At 58.0% G+C, this 18769-nt stretch carries 16 protein-coding genes; 9 read left to right on the forward strand and 7 right to left on the reverse strand.

Annotation, left to right across the window (positions count from 1 at the left end):
* Nucleotides 1-493 precede the first annotated feature (493 nt).
* The 9 genes from PH562_RS06425 (at nt 494) to PH562_RS06465 (ending at nt 10983) form a co-directional block, all read left to right on the forward strand.
* A complete protein-coding gene (locus tag PH562_RS06425) occupies nt 494-1699 on the forward strand; it encodes a KpsE/RkpR family capsule polysaccharide export protein (RefSeq protein ID WP_285172100.1) in 1206 nt (401 codons plus the stop codon).
* Nucleotides 1696-2430 carry an ABC transporter ATP-binding protein gene (locus tag PH562_RS06430; RefSeq protein ID WP_208409350.1) on the forward strand — a complete coding sequence of 245 codons (735 nt, stop codon included), beginning with the start codon at nt 1696-1698 and terminating at the stop codon, nt 2428-2430. The genes PH562_RS06425 and PH562_RS06430 overlap by 4 nt, the downstream gene beginning before the upstream one ends.
* 734 nt (nt 2431-3164) lie before the next feature.
* Nucleotides 3165-4094 carry a helix-turn-helix transcriptional regulator gene (locus tag PH562_RS06435; RefSeq protein WP_285172101.1) on the forward strand — a complete coding sequence of 310 codons (930 nt, stop codon included), beginning with the start codon at nt 3165-3167 and terminating at the stop codon, nt 4092-4094.
* A 171-nt stretch (nt 4095-4265) separates the two neighbouring features.
* Entirely contained in the window at nt 4266-5324 is a 1059-nt protein-coding gene (locus tag PH562_RS06440) for a polysaccharide biosynthesis/export family protein (protein WP_285172103.1), read from the forward strand.
* Between the two features lie 123 nt (nt 5325-5447).
* On the forward strand, nt 5448-6311 hold the full coding sequence (locus PH562_RS06445; RefSeq protein WP_285172105.1) for an FkbM family methyltransferase: 864 nt from the start codon (nt 5448-5450) through the stop codon (nt 6309-6311).
* Between the two features lie 34 nt (nt 6312-6345).
* Nucleotides 6346-7677, forward strand: a complete 1332-nt coding sequence (locus PH562_RS06450; RefSeq protein ID WP_285172106.1) for a glycosyltransferase family 4 protein — start codon at nt 6346-6348, stop codon at nt 7675-7677.
* An 18-nt stretch (nt 7678-7695) separates the two neighbouring features.
* Nucleotides 7696-8751 carry a hypothetical protein gene (locus tag PH562_RS06455; RefSeq protein WP_285172107.1) on the forward strand — a complete coding sequence of 352 codons (1056 nt, stop codon included), beginning with the start codon at nt 7696-7698 and terminating at the stop codon, nt 8749-8751.
* A 238-nt stretch (nt 8752-8989) separates the two neighbouring features.
* On the forward strand, nt 8990-9721 hold the full coding sequence (locus tag PH562_RS06460; RefSeq protein ID WP_113231278.1) for a response regulator: 732 nt from the start codon (nt 8990-8992) through the stop codon (nt 9719-9721).
* The gene (locus PH562_RS06465; RefSeq protein WP_113231229.1) at nt 9718-10983 is read left to right on the forward strand and encodes an ATP-binding protein; all 1266 of its coding nucleotides are present in this window, start codon (nt 9718-9720) and stop codon (nt 10981-10983) included. The genes PH562_RS06460 and PH562_RS06465 overlap by 4 nt, the downstream gene beginning before the upstream one ends.
* A gap of 398 nt (nt 10984-11381) precedes the next feature.
* Here PH562_RS06465 and PH562_RS06470 read toward each other — a convergent pair whose 3' ends face one another.
* The 7 genes from PH562_RS06470 to PH562_RS06500 form a co-directional block, all read right to left on the reverse strand.
* Entirely contained in the window at nt 11382-13337 is a 1956-nt protein-coding gene (locus PH562_RS06470; protein WP_285172108.1) for a MacB family efflux pump subunit, read from the reverse strand.
* 3 nt (nt 13338-13340) lie between these two features.
* Nucleotides 13341-14660, reverse strand: coding sequence for an efflux RND transporter periplasmic adaptor subunit (locus tag PH562_RS06475; RefSeq protein ID WP_483315319.1), 1320 nt, complete (start codon nt 14658-14660; stop codon nt 13341-13343).
* Between the two features lie 4 nt (nt 14661-14664).
* Nucleotides 14665-16155, reverse strand: a complete 1491-nt coding sequence (locus PH562_RS06480) for an efflux transporter outer membrane subunit (protein WP_483315320.1) — start codon at nt 16153-16155, stop codon at nt 14665-14667.
* Between the two features lie 245 nt (nt 16156-16400).
* Nucleotides 16401-17015: a hypothetical protein gene (locus tag PH562_RS06485; protein WP_285172109.1), complete on the reverse strand. Its 615-nt coding sequence runs from the start codon at nt 17013-17015 to the stop codon at nt 16401-16403.
* A 266-nt stretch (nt 17016-17281) separates the two neighbouring features.
* Nucleotides 17282-17443, reverse strand: coding sequence for a hypothetical protein (locus PH562_RS06490; RefSeq protein WP_285172110.1), 162 nt, complete (start codon nt 17441-17443; stop codon nt 17282-17284).
* An 82-nt stretch (nt 17444-17525) separates the two neighbouring features.
* Nucleotides 17526-18377, reverse strand: a complete 852-nt coding sequence (locus PH562_RS06495; RefSeq protein ID WP_285172111.1) for a helix-turn-helix transcriptional regulator — start codon at nt 18375-18377, stop codon at nt 17526-17528.
* A gap of 70 nt (nt 18378-18447) precedes the next feature.
* A complete protein-coding gene (locus PH562_RS06500; RefSeq protein WP_285172112.1) occupies nt 18448-18675 on the reverse strand; it encodes a DUF1127 domain-containing protein in 228 nt (75 codons plus the stop codon).
* Nucleotides 18676-18769 lie beyond the last annotated feature (94 nt).

The following is an 18769-nucleotide window of genomic DNA, read 5'->3' on the forward strand; positions in this document are numbered from 1 at the left end:
TCGAAAATGGGAGGTTGCGACGCCTACTCAGGAGAAATTTCAAGAGGCTTCGGCAAAAACGGCCGATGAACAGGTCTGCACGACCATCCGAGGCAAAGTTACTGCCGACGTGCTTCAAGATACCCCCGAACTTTCCCATACCGAATTCCTTGAACCAGCAATGAGGGTGAAACGGCTAATCGAATGGCAGTTATTGCCGCCGCAATTCGGCCTCGCCATACGGATCGCGTCGCCAAAGTATTAATTGCGACATAAGGCAAATTATTCTTATTTCCGTATGTAAAAATTTCGAAATCCCAGAAATATATTTGACTTTCAAAGGATATATGAGAATCTCTTGCAAAGTAAATTGCCGTCGAAATCGTCATGTGCGTTGTTCGGAACGACGAGCCGAAACGATGGAGGCCGGCGGACTGGGGTTGCTTTATCGGAGCTCCGGAAGGGCAGCTGTGGGGTGGTTCTGACCATTCCAAGAGAGATTTGATGGTCCCAAATGAGCCGCATCGAGAATAATAAGGAATTCACTGATTTCGTTAGGCTGGTGAGTGCACGCTCATCCGGTGTCGTCATAGGTCAACCGGTTTCCTGGCCGCGTTCTGTCGCGCGATGGACTCGATCTCAACTGCTGCTATTGCTGATCGTCGTCGTTCCTGGCCTGTTCGGGGCGATCTATTACGGTTTCATCTGCTCCGATCAGTATGCTTCCGAAACGCAATTTGTCGTGCGCAGCCCTAATAGAAATGCAGCCGGCTTGCTCAGCGGTTTCCTTCAGAGCACCGGATTCGTCCGCGCACAGGATGATAGCTACATCGTCACCGAGTTCATCAAGTCACGCGCAGCTGTCGACGCGCTGGTGAGCAGGGACGATCTGAAAGCTATTCTTTCCCGGCCGGAAGGCGACTTCCTCAGCCGCTATCCGCTACCCTGGGCCGAAGCCAATAATGAGGAGCTGTATCAGCACTATCTCCGTTCCATCAATGTCCACACCGATAGCGGCAGCGGCGTGACCACGCTGGATGTGCGTGCATTTCGCGCCGATGATGCTTATCGCTTGGCCAATGCCCTGGTGCAGCATGCGGAAGAGCTCATCAACCGGCTCAACGATCGCGCCCGTGAGGATGCCATTCGCTATGCTCAGATCGAGGTAAATGACAGCCAAACGAGACTCTCCAAGATGCAGACAAGCCTGACCGATTTTCGCAATCGGGAGGCGCTTGTCGACCCGAGCAAGCAATCGTCTGCCGCCTTGGACATGATTGCCCGGCTTTCGGATGATCTGGCCGACAGCAAGGCGCGTCTTTCGGCGCTGCAAGAACAGGCGCCGCAAAGTCCGCAAGGGGAGGCGTTGAGAGCGCGCGTGGCGGCGATGGAACGGCAGATCAGCGATGAACGGGCTCGTATCGTAGGCAATGACGGCTCGATGGCGCCCCGTATCGCGCAATATGAGCAGCTGCTGCTGGAGAGGGAAATGGCAGCGAAGATGCTGACATCGGCGACCACCTCCCTGGAAAATGCCAGGATCGATGCGCAGCGGCAACAATTGTATCTGGAACGAATCGCCGATCCGAATTTGCCCGATCATGCGTTGTACCCGAAACGCCTCGGTTCGTTTCTGATGCTGCTTGCGGTTTGCTTCGCGACATTCTGGATCGTGCGCTTCTTCACGATCCAGGTATATGAGCACGCGGCTCAGCAATGACGGGTCTCCCTTCCAGTCTCACGCAGATTGCCTCCCCGGGGACGCTGGCGCCGAAGAGCGAAATACCCTGGCATGAAGATGGCATTGTCGGCGTGTTCGATCTCGTCAAGGAATATGAGGTGCATGGCCGGATGCGTCGCGTGGTCGACGGCGTGACATTCAAGATCGGTCGCGGTGAAAAGATTGCCGTCCTTGGGCACAACGGGGCCGGCAAGTCAACGCTTGTGCGCATGATCGCAGGGATAGAGGAGCCAACGTCGGGCAAGGTCGTACGCAACATGTCGATGTCGTGGCCCATTGCCTTGAGCGGTGGCTTCGGCGGTTCGATGACTGGCTACGACTGCATGCGCTTCCTATCGCGCATTTATGACAAGCCATTCGATGAAATTCGCGATGTGGTAGAGGATTTCAGTGAGCTTGGCCGCTATCTGCGCATGCCTCTCAGGACTTATTCCTCGGGCATGCGGGCGCGGCTGGCCTTCGGCATGTCGCTTGCCATCGATTTCGATTGCTATCTCATCGACGAGGTATTGGCCGTTGGCGACAAACGCTTCCAATCCCGTTGTTTCGAAGAGCTTTTCGTCAAGCGCAAGGATCGCTCGATGATCATTGTGGGACATAATCTCAATATGATCGGTGATCTGTGCAAGTCGGCGCTCGTATTGAAGAATGGTCGCGGCCGCGTCTTCGACGACATAGAAACGGCGTTTCGTATCTACTCCACATTGTAAAGCCGCCGTCTGTTGGTCGTGTAGATCGGCAACAATAGTGCACGCTGTATTTGCAAATTGGCACAATATAGAACGATAGAATGCACCGCGTCTCTGTGCTTTGCCGGACCCGGCTATATACGGACAGCGGCATTCCGGGTGCTGACGCAGGCTCCTACCTAAGCCTCACCATGCATTAGAATAATTAAAATGAACGTAGCGCGCAGATTGTTTCAGCCACAAGTCCGGGTAGTCGCATGACTTCTCAATTTTACCAGCAGGCCTTGTGCACGCAACGAACCTCCGATAATTCGATCAAGATAAATTAGTAACTACTTTTGCAACCTTTGCCCGTAAGCATGTCGAATATATTTGCCGGCAGCGATTATTTTGTCCGATATCGTCGCTCGGGATACTCAACCTGTGGCCGCGCTACGAAGAGGTAGGATTCTGTATAACATCGTCACTATCTGTACTGTCGTGCTAAAATTCGTCGTGCTAATTTAAATATAGGTAATGCAACTTACGATGAACGTCTTGCATCCCGAAGTGGGCACGGGAGCAAAGTAATGGAGTCGTCAAAAACGAACGCTAGAAAAATGTAGCCTAGATAGAAATCGAGCGTTAGCGATGGCTAATATACAACCTGAGATTTTGAGTAGGATTAGCGGATGGCGATGTTGGAAAGAGTTGTCGAGCAATGCGTTGGCACTTTCGAGGTGTATTCCCGGGATGCAATCATTCGCAACCTTGACATGCTTGAACCAAACTGGAAATGGGCGGTTCCCTCGGAAACATCAGGCGATTATTCCTTCAAATTCAGCAAGCAACCGCTTCAGTCGGCCTCGATCATAAGCGCCGAGCATTCGGCCAGCCTCGAGGGGATAGCGAAGCAGGATTTGCCGCGCGTCAGCATCGTATTCGTCCTCGCAGGTGAAATAGAGATCAATCATCGGCGAATGCGCAAATCCTTGCGCATTCCTGCCAACTACGTCGCCAGCATCAGCGACCGGGCGGGAAAGCGGCTGGAGATCAAGCCGCGCAGTTCCTGGCTGCTGTTTCAGATCCCAGAATCGGTAATCCGCCAGCATTTCGAGGAGCTGACCGGGAAACCCTATGTGCAGGAATTTGCGCTTGCACCGGTGAGCTTTCGTCAAGGCGGCGCACAAGGGCTCTATCAGACACTGCGCCAGGCCGAGAAAGATTTGACGACAGCTCGTCAAACCGAGCGGATGATGCTCGCCAAGGCTTACAGCGAGCTTCTGCTGGTCAAGCTGTTTGCCAAGCTGCCGCACAATCTGTCCGACGCCTTCAATCGAGGCACCTTGGATAACGCGCCGCGGCAGCTCCTGCGGGCGGAGGCATTCATGCGCGACAATCTGCATAATGCCATCATGCTGGAGGATCTCGCACATGCGGCGAGCTGCAGCCCGCGCGCGCTGCAACGTATGTTCAAGACCTATCGTGGCGATACGCCGATGGGAATCCTTTGCAATTACCGGCTGGCCGCAGCACATGGCGCCATCAAGGGTGGTCAGGCCGAAAGCATCACCGATCTTGCCATGAGCCTGCAATTCTCCAACCCCGGGCGATTCTCCGTTCTCTACAAACATGCCTACGGCTCCAGCCCATCGTCGATCCTTCGTTTTTCCCGGGAGCGTAGCGACGATGCCGGAACGGCCTAGCCTGCTTGGCACGATGTTGCCTCGTCAAAACTGCCTCCATGCCAATCAGGATCATCGATGCCGTTGAAGTTCGGACTACTGTGCGTTCTTGCCTGCGTTCTTACTGGTTGTGGATTACCGGAGGCCGGCCCCAAGGCCTCCCGCATATTAGAGGAAGCGGCCGCGCGTGCCATGCCGCCATTCGCGGTGGTCGATGTGACATCGACGGCGTTGGTCAGGAGCGTCGCGCGACCGGAAGCCAGCTTTGCGGCATATTTCGGTGAGGGCGCACGGGATCCCGGCCTCAGGATCGCGGTTGGCGATGTCGTTTCCGTCAGCCTTTGGGAGGCGCCTCCCGGCAGTCTGTTCGGGATGGCCTCGAGCGTTTCGGGGCAGCAACAGGCGACCGGTAGTTCGGTGACGATCCCGCCGCAAACCATCAACAGCGATGGCACGATCAGTATTCCCTATGTAGGCCGGATCACGGCTGCAGGCCGCACTCCGGCGTCGGTCGAAAAGGCGGTGGTTTCCGGCCTGACGGGCAAGGCGGTGCAGCCGCAGGCGTTGGTGACCGTCCAGCAAAGCTCGTCGAACACCGTTACGGTTACAGGCGAGGTGGCCGGTGGTGCACGCGTCGCACTTTCGCCCGCCGGCAGCCGAATACTCGATGCTATTGCCGCGGCGGGAGGATTGCGCGCCGGCGTCAACGACAGCGTCGTCTACCTGACGCGTGGCGGGCGAACGATGCATCTGCCTTTTACGGCCATTGTTCAAAATCCGCGCGAAAACGTGAGATTGCGGCCCGAAGACGTGGTCACTGTGGTGCGCGAGCCGGTTACCTATACGATTCTTGGCGCCTCAGGTCAGAGCGGCGAGGTCCCCTTCAGCGTTCAGCATTTGACCATGGCGAACGCCGTTGCACGGGCGGGAGGCTTGCAGGATAGCCGCGCCGATGCTTCGGGCGTCTTCCTTTTCCGATACGAACCGCTTGAGGTCGCCCGCCGCATTGTTGCGCCGAGCAATCCGTTGCTGCGCCGTGGCGGACCTGTCCCGATCGTCTATCGGTTCAACCTGAAAAACGGCTCGACGCTGCTTGCGATGCAGAACTTCGAGGTTCAGCCGCGAGATATAATTTATATCTCCAATGCCTCGTCGATCGATATCCAGAAGTTCATGGGCCTCTTCCAAGGGGTTACCGGGACGGCTCTGTCGGCGGCGTCGGTCGGCATCTCCGCGTCGGCGGCAAACTGAAAACGGCGGAGCAAAGGCGAGGGACAGGCCGGAGGCGGATAATCTCGCGGCGATCGAGGGAGTTTCCTGATGTTGCCCGGCCTGCGGAATGCGTTACGGGCATGCTGGAACGAGAGAGGTACAATGAGTTCTTCGGCACTGCTACATCTTCATGAATTGATGGCGTTCGATCGGCATCAGGCCGAAACCGCCATCTTGCAGCGCGTGAACAGCGCCTACCTCGGAAACCACACGGCCCTGGTGCGTGTACTCGGTCGCTACAAGCTTTATGTAGACACCCGAGATAGAGGTTTCGGATCCCATGTTCTTCTGGACGGCTTTTGGGAAATCTGGCTGACGCTGTTCTGCGCGCGCAACGTCAAGCGCGGCATGACCGCGATCGATGTCGGTGCGAATTTTGGCTATTACTCCCTTCTGCTTGCCGAACTCGTCGGTATCAGGGGCGAATTGATCGCCGTCGAGCCCAATCCCCATGCCGCCGATTTCCTGCGTCGCAGCGTCGAGCTCAACGGGTTGCTCGGACGGACGCGGATCGAAACATCAGCGCTTGGTGCAACGATATCGGGAGAAGCGTCTTTATATGTTCCCCACAGCGAACCGAAGAACGCGCAGATCGTTTCGGACGTGTTTCAACCTCGCCCACAGGACGGTGTCGTCATAAAGGTCCCCGTGACGACCCTCGACGGGATGAGCGCCTCCTGCTCGCGCGTCGACTTCATAAAAATCGACGCGGAGGGGGCGGAGGAGGTGATACTCGAAGGAATGGCCGAGACCATTGCCCGCCATAAGCCGATGCTCGTGGTCGAATTCAATCCTGCCCGCTATGCCGACGCATCCAGTTTTCTCGAACGGCTCGTCGGCATCTACGGGGCAATGCGGCGCCTCGATTTTAGCGGCGAGGCGGTTCCCATCACCAGCGAAGACCTGCTTTCGAAATATGCGGCCGATGATTCGCTGCTCGTCTTGTCGCGCGACAAGCCGGCTTGATAGCGACGAGGGATTTCCAGATGCTGAAGGAGAGATGGGAGTGAGCCAGACGATCCTTTACGACGGCCTCAATCTTTCTCTGCAAAAGGGCACGGGTGTTGCGACCTACACCCGCAGTCTGATGTCGGCGGCCCGTTCGCTTGGTTATCAGACCGGAGTTGTTTACGGAATTCCGGGGAAGGTTCCGAAGGACCCGGTATTGCGGGAGGTTGTTCTCTTCGATGCATCCGGCGCCCGCCCGCGCGGAGCATTATCCGAAGTTCGGCATTGGCTGCGTCGTCGCATCGCCGCGCCCTTTGGTGTGAAGCCGGTTCCGATTCCACTCAGCGGAACGGTTATTCTTAAATCTCTTCAGACGCAGCTCGGCGATGCAGCCCTGGCCTATGCTTCCAGCGACCTGTTCCATCTCGCGCGCCATCATTTTAAGCGCTACGGCAATAATCTCACAATGAAGTTCGAGGCACAGCCGGATCTTCTCCATTGCACCTATCCGATGCCGATTGCGGTTGGGAAGGCGCTGAATATCTACACGATCCATGACCTTGTTCCCTTGCGGCTGCCCTATCTGACCGAGGACGACAAGCGCTATCACTACAAGATGCTGCGCTCCCTGGTCCGGCGAGCGGATCACATCGTCACGGTATCCGAAACGTCGCGGGCCGATATCATCAAGGTTCTTGGGGTCGACGAGGCGCGCGTCAGCAATACCTATCAGGCCGTTCACGTGCCGGAGCGACTTCGCGAGAAGCCGGCCGATGTGGTCGCCGATGAGGTTGCCGGCATCTTCCATCTCGATTGGAAGGGCTATTTCCTCTTTTTCGGTGCTTTCGAGCCGAAGAAGAACATCTCACGTCTGATCGAGGCCTATCTCGCCGCAAAGACTTCCAAGCCGCTTATCATCGTGGGTGCTCCGGGATGGAAGGGAGCGGAAACGCAGCAGCTCATTGATGACGACCGGTTTCGCTTCTATCTTCGCGCGGAAGACCGCATCCTGCCGCAGCGGCAGATCCAGCGCTTCGATTTCGTATCCTATCCGTTGCTGATCAGCCTGATCAGGGGGGCGCGGGCGGTGCTGTTTCCTTCGCTTTATGAAGGCTTCGGGCTGCCGGTGCTGGAATCCATGCAGCTTGGAACGCCTGTCCTGAGCTCCACGGAGGGATCGATCCCCGAAATAGCCGGAGATGCCGCGCTGCTGGTCGATCCTTATGACACGGAGGAGATGCGCAAGGCGATCGTCAGTCTGGATCAGGACGACGGGCTGTGCACCTCATTTGCCAAGTCTGGCCCCAGGCAGGCCGCCCGTTTTTCGACGGATCGATATCAACAGAAGGTGAGCGCGCTTTATGACAGCCTCTTCAACGGATAACCGCAGAAAGGGCGGATCATGACCATCCTCTTTGCATTCGGGATGCCGGGCGTCATGTCCTCCTGGGGCGTTGCCGCGGTGCATGCCCTGGCTCGCGAAGCCTTCGGCGATTATGCGGTCATTGCAACCGATACGGTGGAGGACCTCAAACAGCATGTCGTGGCGCGAAAGGGCATGCATGCCGTTCTCGTCTCGCAATTTCCGGAAACCCGGCTTTCGGAATTGATTCTCAGGGTCAATGTGCCGTTTCTGTTGTTTCTCGAGGATCCGCTCGATGCGGTCTCATATCTGGCTCGGGCGACCGAGCAGCGGGATATCGGCTTGGTCAGGGCCGTCTCGGCCAGCCTTGCCTGCCTCGAGCCGCTGGCGGGCGCTTCCGGAGCGCTGGTCTTACGTCGCAACGACATCGCTCAAAAGGGCAGCATAGATCTGCTTCTGAAGACGATAGACCGGCATTTCAGCACTGATCTCAAATTTGAGCAAATCGCGAATGCGCTTCTTCATGTCGGAATGGCGCCCGCCGGACAGCCGTCGCATGCCGAGCCGCCGAAACTGGAGGAGGCTGCAGCGGCGGTGATCGCAGGATATCTGATGCCGCAGGAGGCTGTCCCGGAGGTCAGCGAGGCACTGCGCGATACGGCAAGGAAGGTTCTTCGTCCTCTGGAATTCGACCGTCGGGAAAGCTCGCGCGCCACGATTTTCTGGCCGCAGGAGACATTTCTGTCAGGCGACAGCCTGGGGCAGGCCCTGGACGATCTTGTCGACCTCACCGGGGGAGCCCGGTGCCTGATCTATGGTCCTTATCTTCACTTGCCGCCAGGTCGGTGGAATGCGAAATTTGCCTTCGATGTCGACGAAGATTGTCAGGGGCAGATCTTCACCCTGGAGGTGCATGCTGCCGAATTGCTAGGGAGCCTGCGTGTCTGCCCCGAAGGCACCGGCTCCTTCGAGGCGGCAGTACCGGTCAATATTATCGACCCACGTGCGCCGATCGAAATTCGGCTGATGATGGACAGCGGTGCCATTGAAGGGCGGCTTTCCGCCTGGAGCGTCGAATGGCTGCGAGCGGCTTGATAGCCGGGTGACGGAGTGGCTCTGATGACCACGGGTGAGCAACGCCCTTCGACGCGTTGACACGTCATCGGCAGCGGACTCCATCTTCTGCGCATTATTTTGTTACCCAACATTTCCAGCGTCGGGAATTTTGTAAATGAATGTTTCCCGGTGGGATTTTTCCGTATTGGCGCCGCAAAACCCTTCTTTTCAGGCAAACTATAGTTTGTATAAGAATTGAGAAAACGGAATGAATCCCATGAACGCGAGCGCCGCACCCGATATTCTGATAGTCGATGACGACCACGAAATACGCTCTCTCCTGAGCAGATATCTCGAGGAACAGGGTTTCCGTGTGTCGACGGCAAGCGACCTGCGCGGATGTAACGATGCGCTCAACCGACGTCATCCGGATCTTCTCGTCCTGGATGTCATGCTTCCCGACGGGTCGGGCCTCGATCTTTGCCGCGATCTGCGAAACCGCCGCCCTCGTGTGCCGGTCATTCTGCTGACTGCCCTGAAAGAAGACATAGATCGCATTCTCGGTCTCGAGATCGGCGCCGACGACTACCTCGGCAAGCCGTTCAACCCGCGTGAACTGGCCGCGCGCATCCGTGCGGTCCTGCGCCGCACGAACGAGGATTCCTCGTTGGAGCCCGAGCAGAGGCGCTATCAGTTCGCGAGCATGATGCTCGACCCACAGCTTCGTCGGGTCAGCAGAGACAGTGGCGAGGTGATTTCGCTGACGGGCGCTGAATTCGACCTTCTGAAGGCGTTCCTGGAACGTGCCGGTCGGCTCCTGTCGCGTGATCAGTTGCTCGATCTGACCCAGGGGCGCGACCGCGATCCGGCTGATCGCTCGATCGACGTCCTGATGAGCCGGCTGCGCCGCAAGCTTGGAGAAACGGTAGAGGAGCCCATCTTCAGGACGATCCGCAATGGAGGCTATCAGCTCGTCGTTCCGGTGACGGCCATCAAGGGCGATTCATGAGGTCGCTTGGCGCGCGCTTGGCGTTACTTTTGATGACCGCCATCGTTCTGGTCGTCATTTCCTCGTCTTTCGTGGCAAGCCTCGTCATGCGCGGACCGCGGCCGGACATGACGATCGAACGGATGGCCCACCAGCTTTCCATTCTTGCCACTTTCGCAGAGAAGGACAGAACCACCGCGGCATCGGCGGGATTGGTGGTTACCCCTGGGCCTGCTGAAGGCCAACGTGACGAAGAATTGTCGCGCTTCCTGATGGAAGCCTTGCTTCGAAGATCAGGCATGCGCGAGGCCGCCATAGTACGCCAGTCGACGGGCGAGATGATCGCGTCACTGAAGCTCTCCGACGGCAGCTGGCTGATCATGCCGATGCCGGACCATGGCCCGCCGCCGGGCGGGTGGAAAATCCTTGTGGGGTGGCTCGGTCTCATTATCATCGGCAGCGTGCTCGTCTCCATCTTTGCCGCCTCGAAGATCATGAAACCGCTGCGTCTGCTGGAGGAGGCGGCGGCGGCGATCAATCCCGACGGCACCCTGCCGCATATAGCGGAAAGCGGACCGGGAGAAATTCGGGCGACCGCGCAGGCGCTCAATGGCCTGTCGGCCCGGGTGAAGGCCGCCACGGAAAGCCGTATGCGGCTCGTTGCTGCCGCCGGACACGATCTGCGAACGCCGATGACCCGGATGCGTCTGCGGGCCGAGTTCATCCGGGATGATGAAGAGCGACGTAAGTGGTTTGCCGACCTCGAGGAGCTCGACAGGATCGCCGACAGCGCGATAGGGCTGGTTCGGGAAGAGATTTCCAAGGACAGTCTGGAGCAGGTCAGGCTCGATAAGATCGTCGGCGATATCGTCACCGAGTTGAAAGCGATCGATATGAACGTCACGAGCGGCGAACTGGAGCAGGCAACCATCAGCGCAGGGCCTCTCGCGGTTACCCGAGCCTTGCGAAATTTGCTCATCAACGCGGCAACGCACGGCCAGTCGGCGATGGTGACGGTGACGCATCTTGGCAATAGAGCCGTTGTGCGAATTGTCGATACCGGGCCTGGCATTCCGGAGGATCGGCTCAATCAGGTCTTCGAACCCTTCTTCCGGATCGACATCGCAAGGCAAAGGTCTTTTCCGGGAGCCGGCCTTGGCATGGCCATTGCGCGTGAGATCGTCACCCGATTCGGGGGCGAGATCACTGTGCGTAATCGTCAGCCGCGTGGATTGGAGCAGGTCGTGTCGTTCAAGAGCGCCGAAGCCAAGGTCGCAAGCTAGCACGAGCGACGCTATCCAAACCATCGTGGTTTAACAGCTTGGCCGTCCCTTGCAGGAACGGGGTCCAGCTGACGGAACGTCCGTGCGATCAAACAGGCTTTACTTGCGTAGAACTGTCGAAAGTTCTACATAAACCAATATTGAAAGTAAGGTTACAGAACTTACCAAATAGTTCGCGCCGGCGGAAAAGCCGAGACATTAAATTTCCTCAAAATGCCTTGTTTCAGCAACATTCAGAAATGTCAGTGCTGGCAACTGATGTAAAATCGTGATCGATCAGTAGCTTGGCTCGAGCAGGCTTTGGTCGCCCCGCATACCCGGCTTCGCCATGACGCCCCCAACACGAATGGCGAAGCCGGATTGCTTTCCGGCTCCGTCGTTGATTTTTTCCCAGAATATCAGTCTCTTGATAATGCCGCGACAGGGTCCAGCAACGATGCGTTGCGGGCCGGCAGGTAGCCGAAGGTCAGGCCGATCGCGCAAGAGCATGCGAAGGCCAGAATGATCGAACTTGCGGAATAAACGAGCGTGAAGTTCGATCCGAAATAGTTGAAAGCAAAGCCGAAGCCGAGCGCGGTCGCGATGCCGAAAGCACCACCCAGCAGACATACGAGGACGGCTTCGATCAGGAACTGCTGGAGGATGTCTTGGCGTCTCGCGCCGACTGCCATGCGCACGCCGATCTCGGCGATACGCTCTGACACCGAGACGAGCATAATGTTCATGACGCCGATACCTCCGACCAGCAGCGATATGACGGCGATTGCCGAGACGAGCAGGGTCATCGTTCGGGTCGTGCTGGTAATGGTTTGGCGAATATCGTCTGTATTGAGGATAAAGAAATCCTTGGTGCCATGGCGCCGCTCCAGAAACTGTGTGACGGCCGCCTCCGCCGCAGAACTTTCGGTATTGTCGGCGACCCGTACCGTAACGCTGCGCAGGGACATGTCGCCCAGCAGGCGGGCTTGGACGCCGGTATAGGGCAGATAGACGGAAAGATTGTCACTTGAGCCGAAGCCGCCTTGCTGGGAGGCGATGACGCCGATGATGCGCACGGGAACCTTGCCGACGAGAATGGTTTGCCCGAGCGGATCGAGCCCGCGGTCGGCGAACAAGGTCGTCGCAGTGTTCTGATCGATGACCGCATCCTGCGACAAGCGCGTCACGCTATCCGCATCGAAGAATCTTCCTGTGATAAGTTTCGATCCTTTCACGGAAAAATACGCATCTCCCACGCCATTGATGAGGGCGTTCGCCTCCGTCGAGCCGAACCGCACGGTGCTACTCGTCGAGACGGTCGGCGTAACGGCGGCGACATAGGTCAATTTCGCCAATGCATCGGCGTCGGCGACCACCAGAGTCTTGATGCGACCCGAGCGCGTATCGCCGAAGCTCTTGCCGGGAAAGATTTCGAGCGTGTTGGTGCCGAGGCTATTGATATTTTCCAGAACCTTGCGCTGCGATCCTTCGCCGAGCGCGATGACGCTGACGACCGAGGCTATGCCGATGATGATACCGAGCATCGTCAGAAACGTACGCAGCCGATGGGCCTTGAGTGCAAGGAGCGCCATCCGGAAAGCCTCCGTCAGCCGGCCGACCATCTCTCGCCAGCCGGATTTGCCGAAGCTGGCCATGGTAGCGGAAGTCCGCGATGCCGGAACTTCGCTGCGCGTACGTCGATCGGCGACGATCCGTCCGTCGGAGATCTCGATGATGCGATCGGCGCGCGCGGCGACGTTCATGTCGTGAGTGACGATCACGACCGTGTGGCCCTCGCCATGGAGCTCGCCCAGAATACGCAGGACTTCCTCACCGCTCTGCCGGTCTAGGGCGCCCGTGGGCTCGTCGGCAAGAATGACGTTGCCATTGTTCATCAGGGCGCGAGCGATCGAAACTCGCTGCTGCTGGCCGCCCGAAAGCTGGCCCGGGCGATGGCTGTTTCGTTCGCTCATGCCGAGCCGCTCAAGAAGCGCTGCCGCGCCCGCTCGTCTTGTTTCACTCGGTTGCCCGGCATAGATGGCCGGTACCTCGACATTGCCGATCGCCGTCAGCTCGGAAAGCAGATGATAGCGCTGAAAGATGAAGCCGAAATGCTCTCTGCGCAGTTTGGATAGCGCATCGCTGTCTAGGCGATGCGTCTCTTCGCCAGCGATCGCATACGTGCCGGCAGTCGGACGGTCCAATAGACCGATGATGTTCATCAGCGTGGATTTCCCCGAGCCGGAAGGCCCGACGATCGCGACCATTTCGCCTTCGGCGATGGATAGATCGACATCCTGCAGGACCGCGATCGTGCGATCCCCGGATTGATATTCGCGGCGCACGCGCTTCAATTCGATAATCGGAGAAGGCATGCATCAGAACCCCATTGGAGGGGGAGGGCCGCCACTGCTGCTCTTGGTGGCTGCATTGCTCGCCTCGCCGACCAAGACATTCTCTCCCTCAGAGAGGCCGGACAGGATTTCCGCAGAGACGTTGTTGTTGAGGCCGACCATGACATTACGTCGGATCCTCTTGCCGTTGTCGTTTACGACCTGAACGATGCGGGATTCTTCGCTTGATTTGGCGCCCAATGCGGAGGAAGGGATGGTGAGTACATTCTTGGCCTGTCCGAGAACGATGTGAACCTCCGCCGACATATAGGTGCGAAAGTAATTATCGGGGTTCGGCACTGCAAACACACCGTTGTAGTAGATCGCCGAGGTCGAAGATGACGACGTCGTACTGCTGCTCGATGACGTCGCGGTGGACGACGAGGTGATGCTGCTGTCGCTGGTGATCGATTCAGGTGCCGGCTCGATCGACTGCAATGTGGCCTCATACCGGCTGCTCGGATCGCCAAGTATGGTGAAATAGATCGGTTGCCCCACCTTGACCTTGACGACATCGGCTTCGGAGATCTCGGTGCGAACGATCATCGTATCGACTTGTCCGAGGATGACGATCGTCGGCGCCGATTGCGCCGCGTTCACCGTCTGGCCCTGCTGGTTGACGATGGCGAGCACCGTGCCGTCCATCGGCGCCGTGATGCGCGTGTAGGAAAGATTGGCGCGCGCGGTTTCCACCGCGACTTCGGCCGATGTGATTTGCGCGTCGAGAGCGGCAATTTGGGCAGTAATCTTCTTGACGCTCGCTTGCGCACTGTCGAGGTCCGCCTTGGAGCCTGCCTGGTTATGGAAGATCGTCTGCTGGCGAATGAGCGTCGTCTGCGCGTTTTCAAGATCGGCCTCGCTTTCCTGGCGCTGTGCCCTAACGTTCGCCAGGGAGGCTTGAGCGGTCTTCAGGTCGTTGCTCTGTGTGGTCGAGTCGATTTCGGCAACAAGGCTGTCCTTCTTGACGGTATCGCCAAGCTTGACATGAAGTGCCGTGATCCGACCGGAAACCTGTGCGCCGACCGCGACCAGCTTGATCGGCCTGAAGGTACCGGATGCGAGCACGGCTTCCTCGACATTGCCTCGCGTCACCGGCGCCGTGATGGCCGATGTCGCCTGCCGGTCGAAATAGCCGTATCGGAAGGAGAGAATGCCGATTGCGGCAAGGGCAAGGAGACCGGCATAGAGCATGTGCCGCGGTCTGATGCTCCGCTTTGGAAGCACTCTGGCGGGAAGAGAGCTTGCGTCCTTGGCCCGTTTCGGGCTGACGGTCGCTGGTGCATTGTGTTCTAGGGTGTTCAGCATGAGATTATTTGGCCTTGGCCAGATGTGGACCCATATCGGCGTCAACGACGACAGGCGCGGAGACATCGACCTGTCCGTCCCAGCCTCCACCCAACGCCTTGTTGAGGGAAATGTAATTTGAAGCAATATTTGCAGTGCTTTGGATAAGCGAGCTTTCGGCGCTGTAGACTGAGCGATCCGCATCAAGCACGTTAAGGTAATCGACTGCGCCGGCCTGATTTAGCTCGTGGGACAAGTCTGCCGCCTTGCGATAAGATGCGGCGGAAACGACAAGCTTGGCGTTTTTCAGTCTCTCTTGCGTCAGTGACACAATGCCATCTTCGACATCCTGCATAGCCGTCAAGACCGCCGACTGGTAGGCGATATAATATTGGTCGCGTTGTGCCTTGGCGATATCCACCGCAGCCTTGAGCTGACCACCCTGGAATATCGGTACGGTGAGCGATGGGCCGAACGACCAGCCGATCGTTGACTTCTTGCCAAGGTCCGAAATGCTTGTGGCAGATGATGAGATGCTGCCCGTCAACGAGACTGAAGGATAGCGATCTGCCTCGGCCTGACCGATCTTGGCGGTATATTGTGCGAGTTGGCGCTCGGCACTGCGAACGTCGGGGCGGGACAAGAGGATATCGGCGGGAATACCTGTCGAGACATCAAGCTTCGGTCGGGGAATGGCACCGCCGGTCTTTAGACGTTCGTCGAGGGCTGCTGGCGGTTTGCCAAGGAGTACGGCAAGCTTGTGAACTGCCTGCGCATAGGAGGTTTCATAGGTTGGAATATCCGCCTCAGTGCTGGCGGCCTCGCCTGCTGCTTTCGCAGCGTCAATGGCTGTCGCTGTCCCGGCCTTGAATTCAGCTTGTGTCAGTTCCGCCGTCCTTCGCTGTGAGACGCCGGTGCGCTGCGCCAGGTCACGCAGAGCCTGATACTCACGGGCCTGAACATAATAGGAAGCAACATCCCCGACGAGCGTTACCAGCGTATCGCGTAAATCCTCTTCCGCGGCATCGACGCCGTATTTCGCAGCTTCGGCGGCACGTTTGTTGCCGCCGAACAGGTCGAGTTCCCAGCTTGCATCGAATCCCGGCTCGTACTCATTGTAGACGCTGGCAGGGGTGCCGTCAGAGGCAGCCGTTCGGTTGCGCGTTGCCGATGCTGTCCCCTCAACGGTCGGAAGAAGTGCGCCACTTTGCTCGCGATAGGTCGCGCGAGCTTCGCGTATCTTTGCTTTCGCTGTTGCAACATCGAGACTGCCTGCGACGGCCTCCTCAATCAAAGCATCCAGCGTGGGATCACGAAGCCGTTTCCACCATTGCGACAATTGCGGCGGCTGTATTTTCTTCGACGTCTTACTCTCCCAATGCGCCGGCACGGCAAGGTCGGGCGTCTTATAATCCGGTCCTACGACGCAGCCTGTCAATGTTCCGACGACTATGGCGGCAATGGCAATATTCGACGGTCCCGTGTTTGAGCGCAAACATATCGGCAAGATTTCCATCCCTGGCTTGTTGATCCTATGCGCTGGCCTCGATTGAGGCCAGGAAGGCATGGAGCATGAGGAAGACCATCGCTTTTCCTCTGCGAAGAAGGATGGCGCTGCGCACACGCCATCGGTCCGGGAGCGCCGGGCGGGGCGTTCCCGGACCATTCGGCCCGGCGAAGGGCCGCTCCTTCCAACCAACAGGGGCGTCCGGGGGGATCTCGGTTGGTTGGAAGCGGAGGGGAAATGGTCTGTCGTGGTGATCAGTGGAACGGATGCGGGCCGGGAACGAGCGATCGCTCCGCGTCCGCCAGTTTGGTGAGTTGATCGGCGTTCAGCACGTTGTGCAGAGCGACGGCGCTGTCCTTGAGAGCCTTGGCCTTGGCGGCGCGATCCAGTACGCGATCGGCCAGGCGCTCTCCGAAAAGCTGAGCTTGCCCGTCGCCCTGACGGGCGGCCTGGGGCGCGGCGGCGTCATCGATAGGCGGCGGGTCTGGCAGCTCATTCTTCGCAGGCCTCAGGAGATCGACCAGGGCGCTGGTATAATCTCGCCAGGCATCGAGCTGGTTACTGCGGACACCGATCAAGGTTTCGAGCGCCGACAATTTTTCCGCGATCATTAGGGCCGGGTTCGGTCTGTGCGGAGGTCCCGGCGGCATGGGCATGCCGCCGCCAAAGGCCATCATCGGCCCTTCGGGATGACGGTCCTGGAAATACCAGCCGTCCGATGGTGGGCCGACCGGACCCGGCTGCGCGGTCTCGGCGCCTGCGGGCTTTTGCTGGTCGGATGCGATTTCTGCACCGGCTGCATAAGCCGAAGCGGTTGCGCCGCCAATTGCTGTTGCCAATAAAGCCGCGACGATAAGTCGTTTCTTCATAATCAATGCCTTCGCTACGAGTAACTGCAGCAAAAGCTAATGGGGCCTTATGAATGCAATACGTCGATATGTTTCTTAACTTTTCCCGCGAGGGGAATATTGCGAACGAAGTTTGCCGATAGCCTGACAGCAATGCTTCATTACAATTTCCTCTATTGTCGCCTTAAAGTTCGCCTCTGGTGTAACAACAAGCGGCGTGTGGGGCTAATCGCAGGTCGTAGATGGAGAGAGCTGTCGCTCGGCGACAGTTCTCTCCACGGTGTTTGCTATTCCCTGCTTCCGGAAGCAGCAGATGTCGATTGATCCGCCTCCTTCAACGCGACCGCACATTCCTCGCAGCACACCTCCACCGATTTGCCGCCGAGATTGACCTTGATGGTCTCGGCGCCGAGTTCGCAGTCGCAAGCCGCACATGTGGTTCTCTTCATCTCGTGATCCTTTCCTGATCGATCCCCTTGCCGGGGCAGGATCATAAGAGCACCGATCATCATGTCGGCGCTGTCGGAATCTTTAGCGAACCGCGTAGCGCTTCGGCTTCAATTGCGCCGAACGCTGAAATTCCGCCGGGGTCTGCCCGTAGGTCTGTTTGAACGCGGCGCTGAAATGGCTATGGCTGGAGAAACCGAGATCGAGCCCGAGCATGGTCAGGTCGTCATAGGAAGCGAGGAGATCGAGCGCGCGTGCCAGCCGAAGCCGTAGCTGATAGCGGTAAAGAGGGATGGCTTCCACCTGCTGGAAGACTTGCGTCAGATAAACGGGCGAGACTCCCACGTCTTTCGCGATCTCCGCGAGCGTCCAGCGTCGTGCGAGATCGGAGGACAGAACGAGCTTTGCCCGATCGACGAGCTTCTGCCGGCCGGAACTTGCGCCGGCCGCATGCGATGTCCGCTCGCCGAGAGAGCGGCGCACCAGGGTTAATGCCAGCGTTTCGCCTTCGAGGCTCTCGGCTATATTGCGGCTAAGCCCGTGGCGAAGCATCGCCACGAGCGCCTGCGCGCGCGGATCGATGCGTCGGTGCTGCCGACGGAAGATGACGCTTTCGCCGGACTGAACCTGTTCTTTTGGCGCGAGCTCGTGAAGGACGCTCTCATCTATACTGAGATCGAGACAGGAATCACCGCCGTCAACAGGATGACTGATTCGATATCCCTGTCCCTTATTGAAAAACAGCACCTGATTTGCTTCCGCTACGGCATCACTCTGGTCGACGTGGCGCTTGAAAACGCCGCGATAGGGATAGACGAGACTCGTCTTGTGGGCGCATTCCTCACCACTCTTATGCCGGCATTCGCCATTGCAGACGATATCGCGGATGAGGACAGTTTTCGTCTTCAGCAGCAAGGCGGTCGTAATTTCTGACATGCCGAACTTCCCCATCCCGGCGTTGACGCCCGCCACACCAGTGAAGCCTAACACATCCTGCGCCATCTTTTTAGTAGCGGCTATAAATATGGACATCGCTTCCATTCTGGCCGCGGGAAAGGCCAATGTCTTTCAATTGATCGTCCGACAGTCCCAGAAGCGCATTGCGGTTCCTGCGCTCAACCATCTTGCGTACGACCGTACGTGCAAGGTCCAGCAACGACGAGAAAAATGAGCGTCGAATCTTGCGGAAGGCGTGGACCTGTTCGGAAGAGGTGATGATGCTTGTGGCTTGCATGTCGATACTCCATCGGTTGCTTCGATGAGAGCAGTGAACCACTGGAGCCGTATTCGCGCTGTCAAATAATTTAGCTATCGAATGGGGCGGCGAC

It is taken from the genome of Rhizobium centroccidentale, from assembly GCF_030182565.1.
In the GTDB taxonomy this organism is placed as follows: domain Bacteria; phylum Pseudomonadota; class Alphaproteobacteria; order Rhizobiales; family Rhizobiaceae; genus Rhizobium.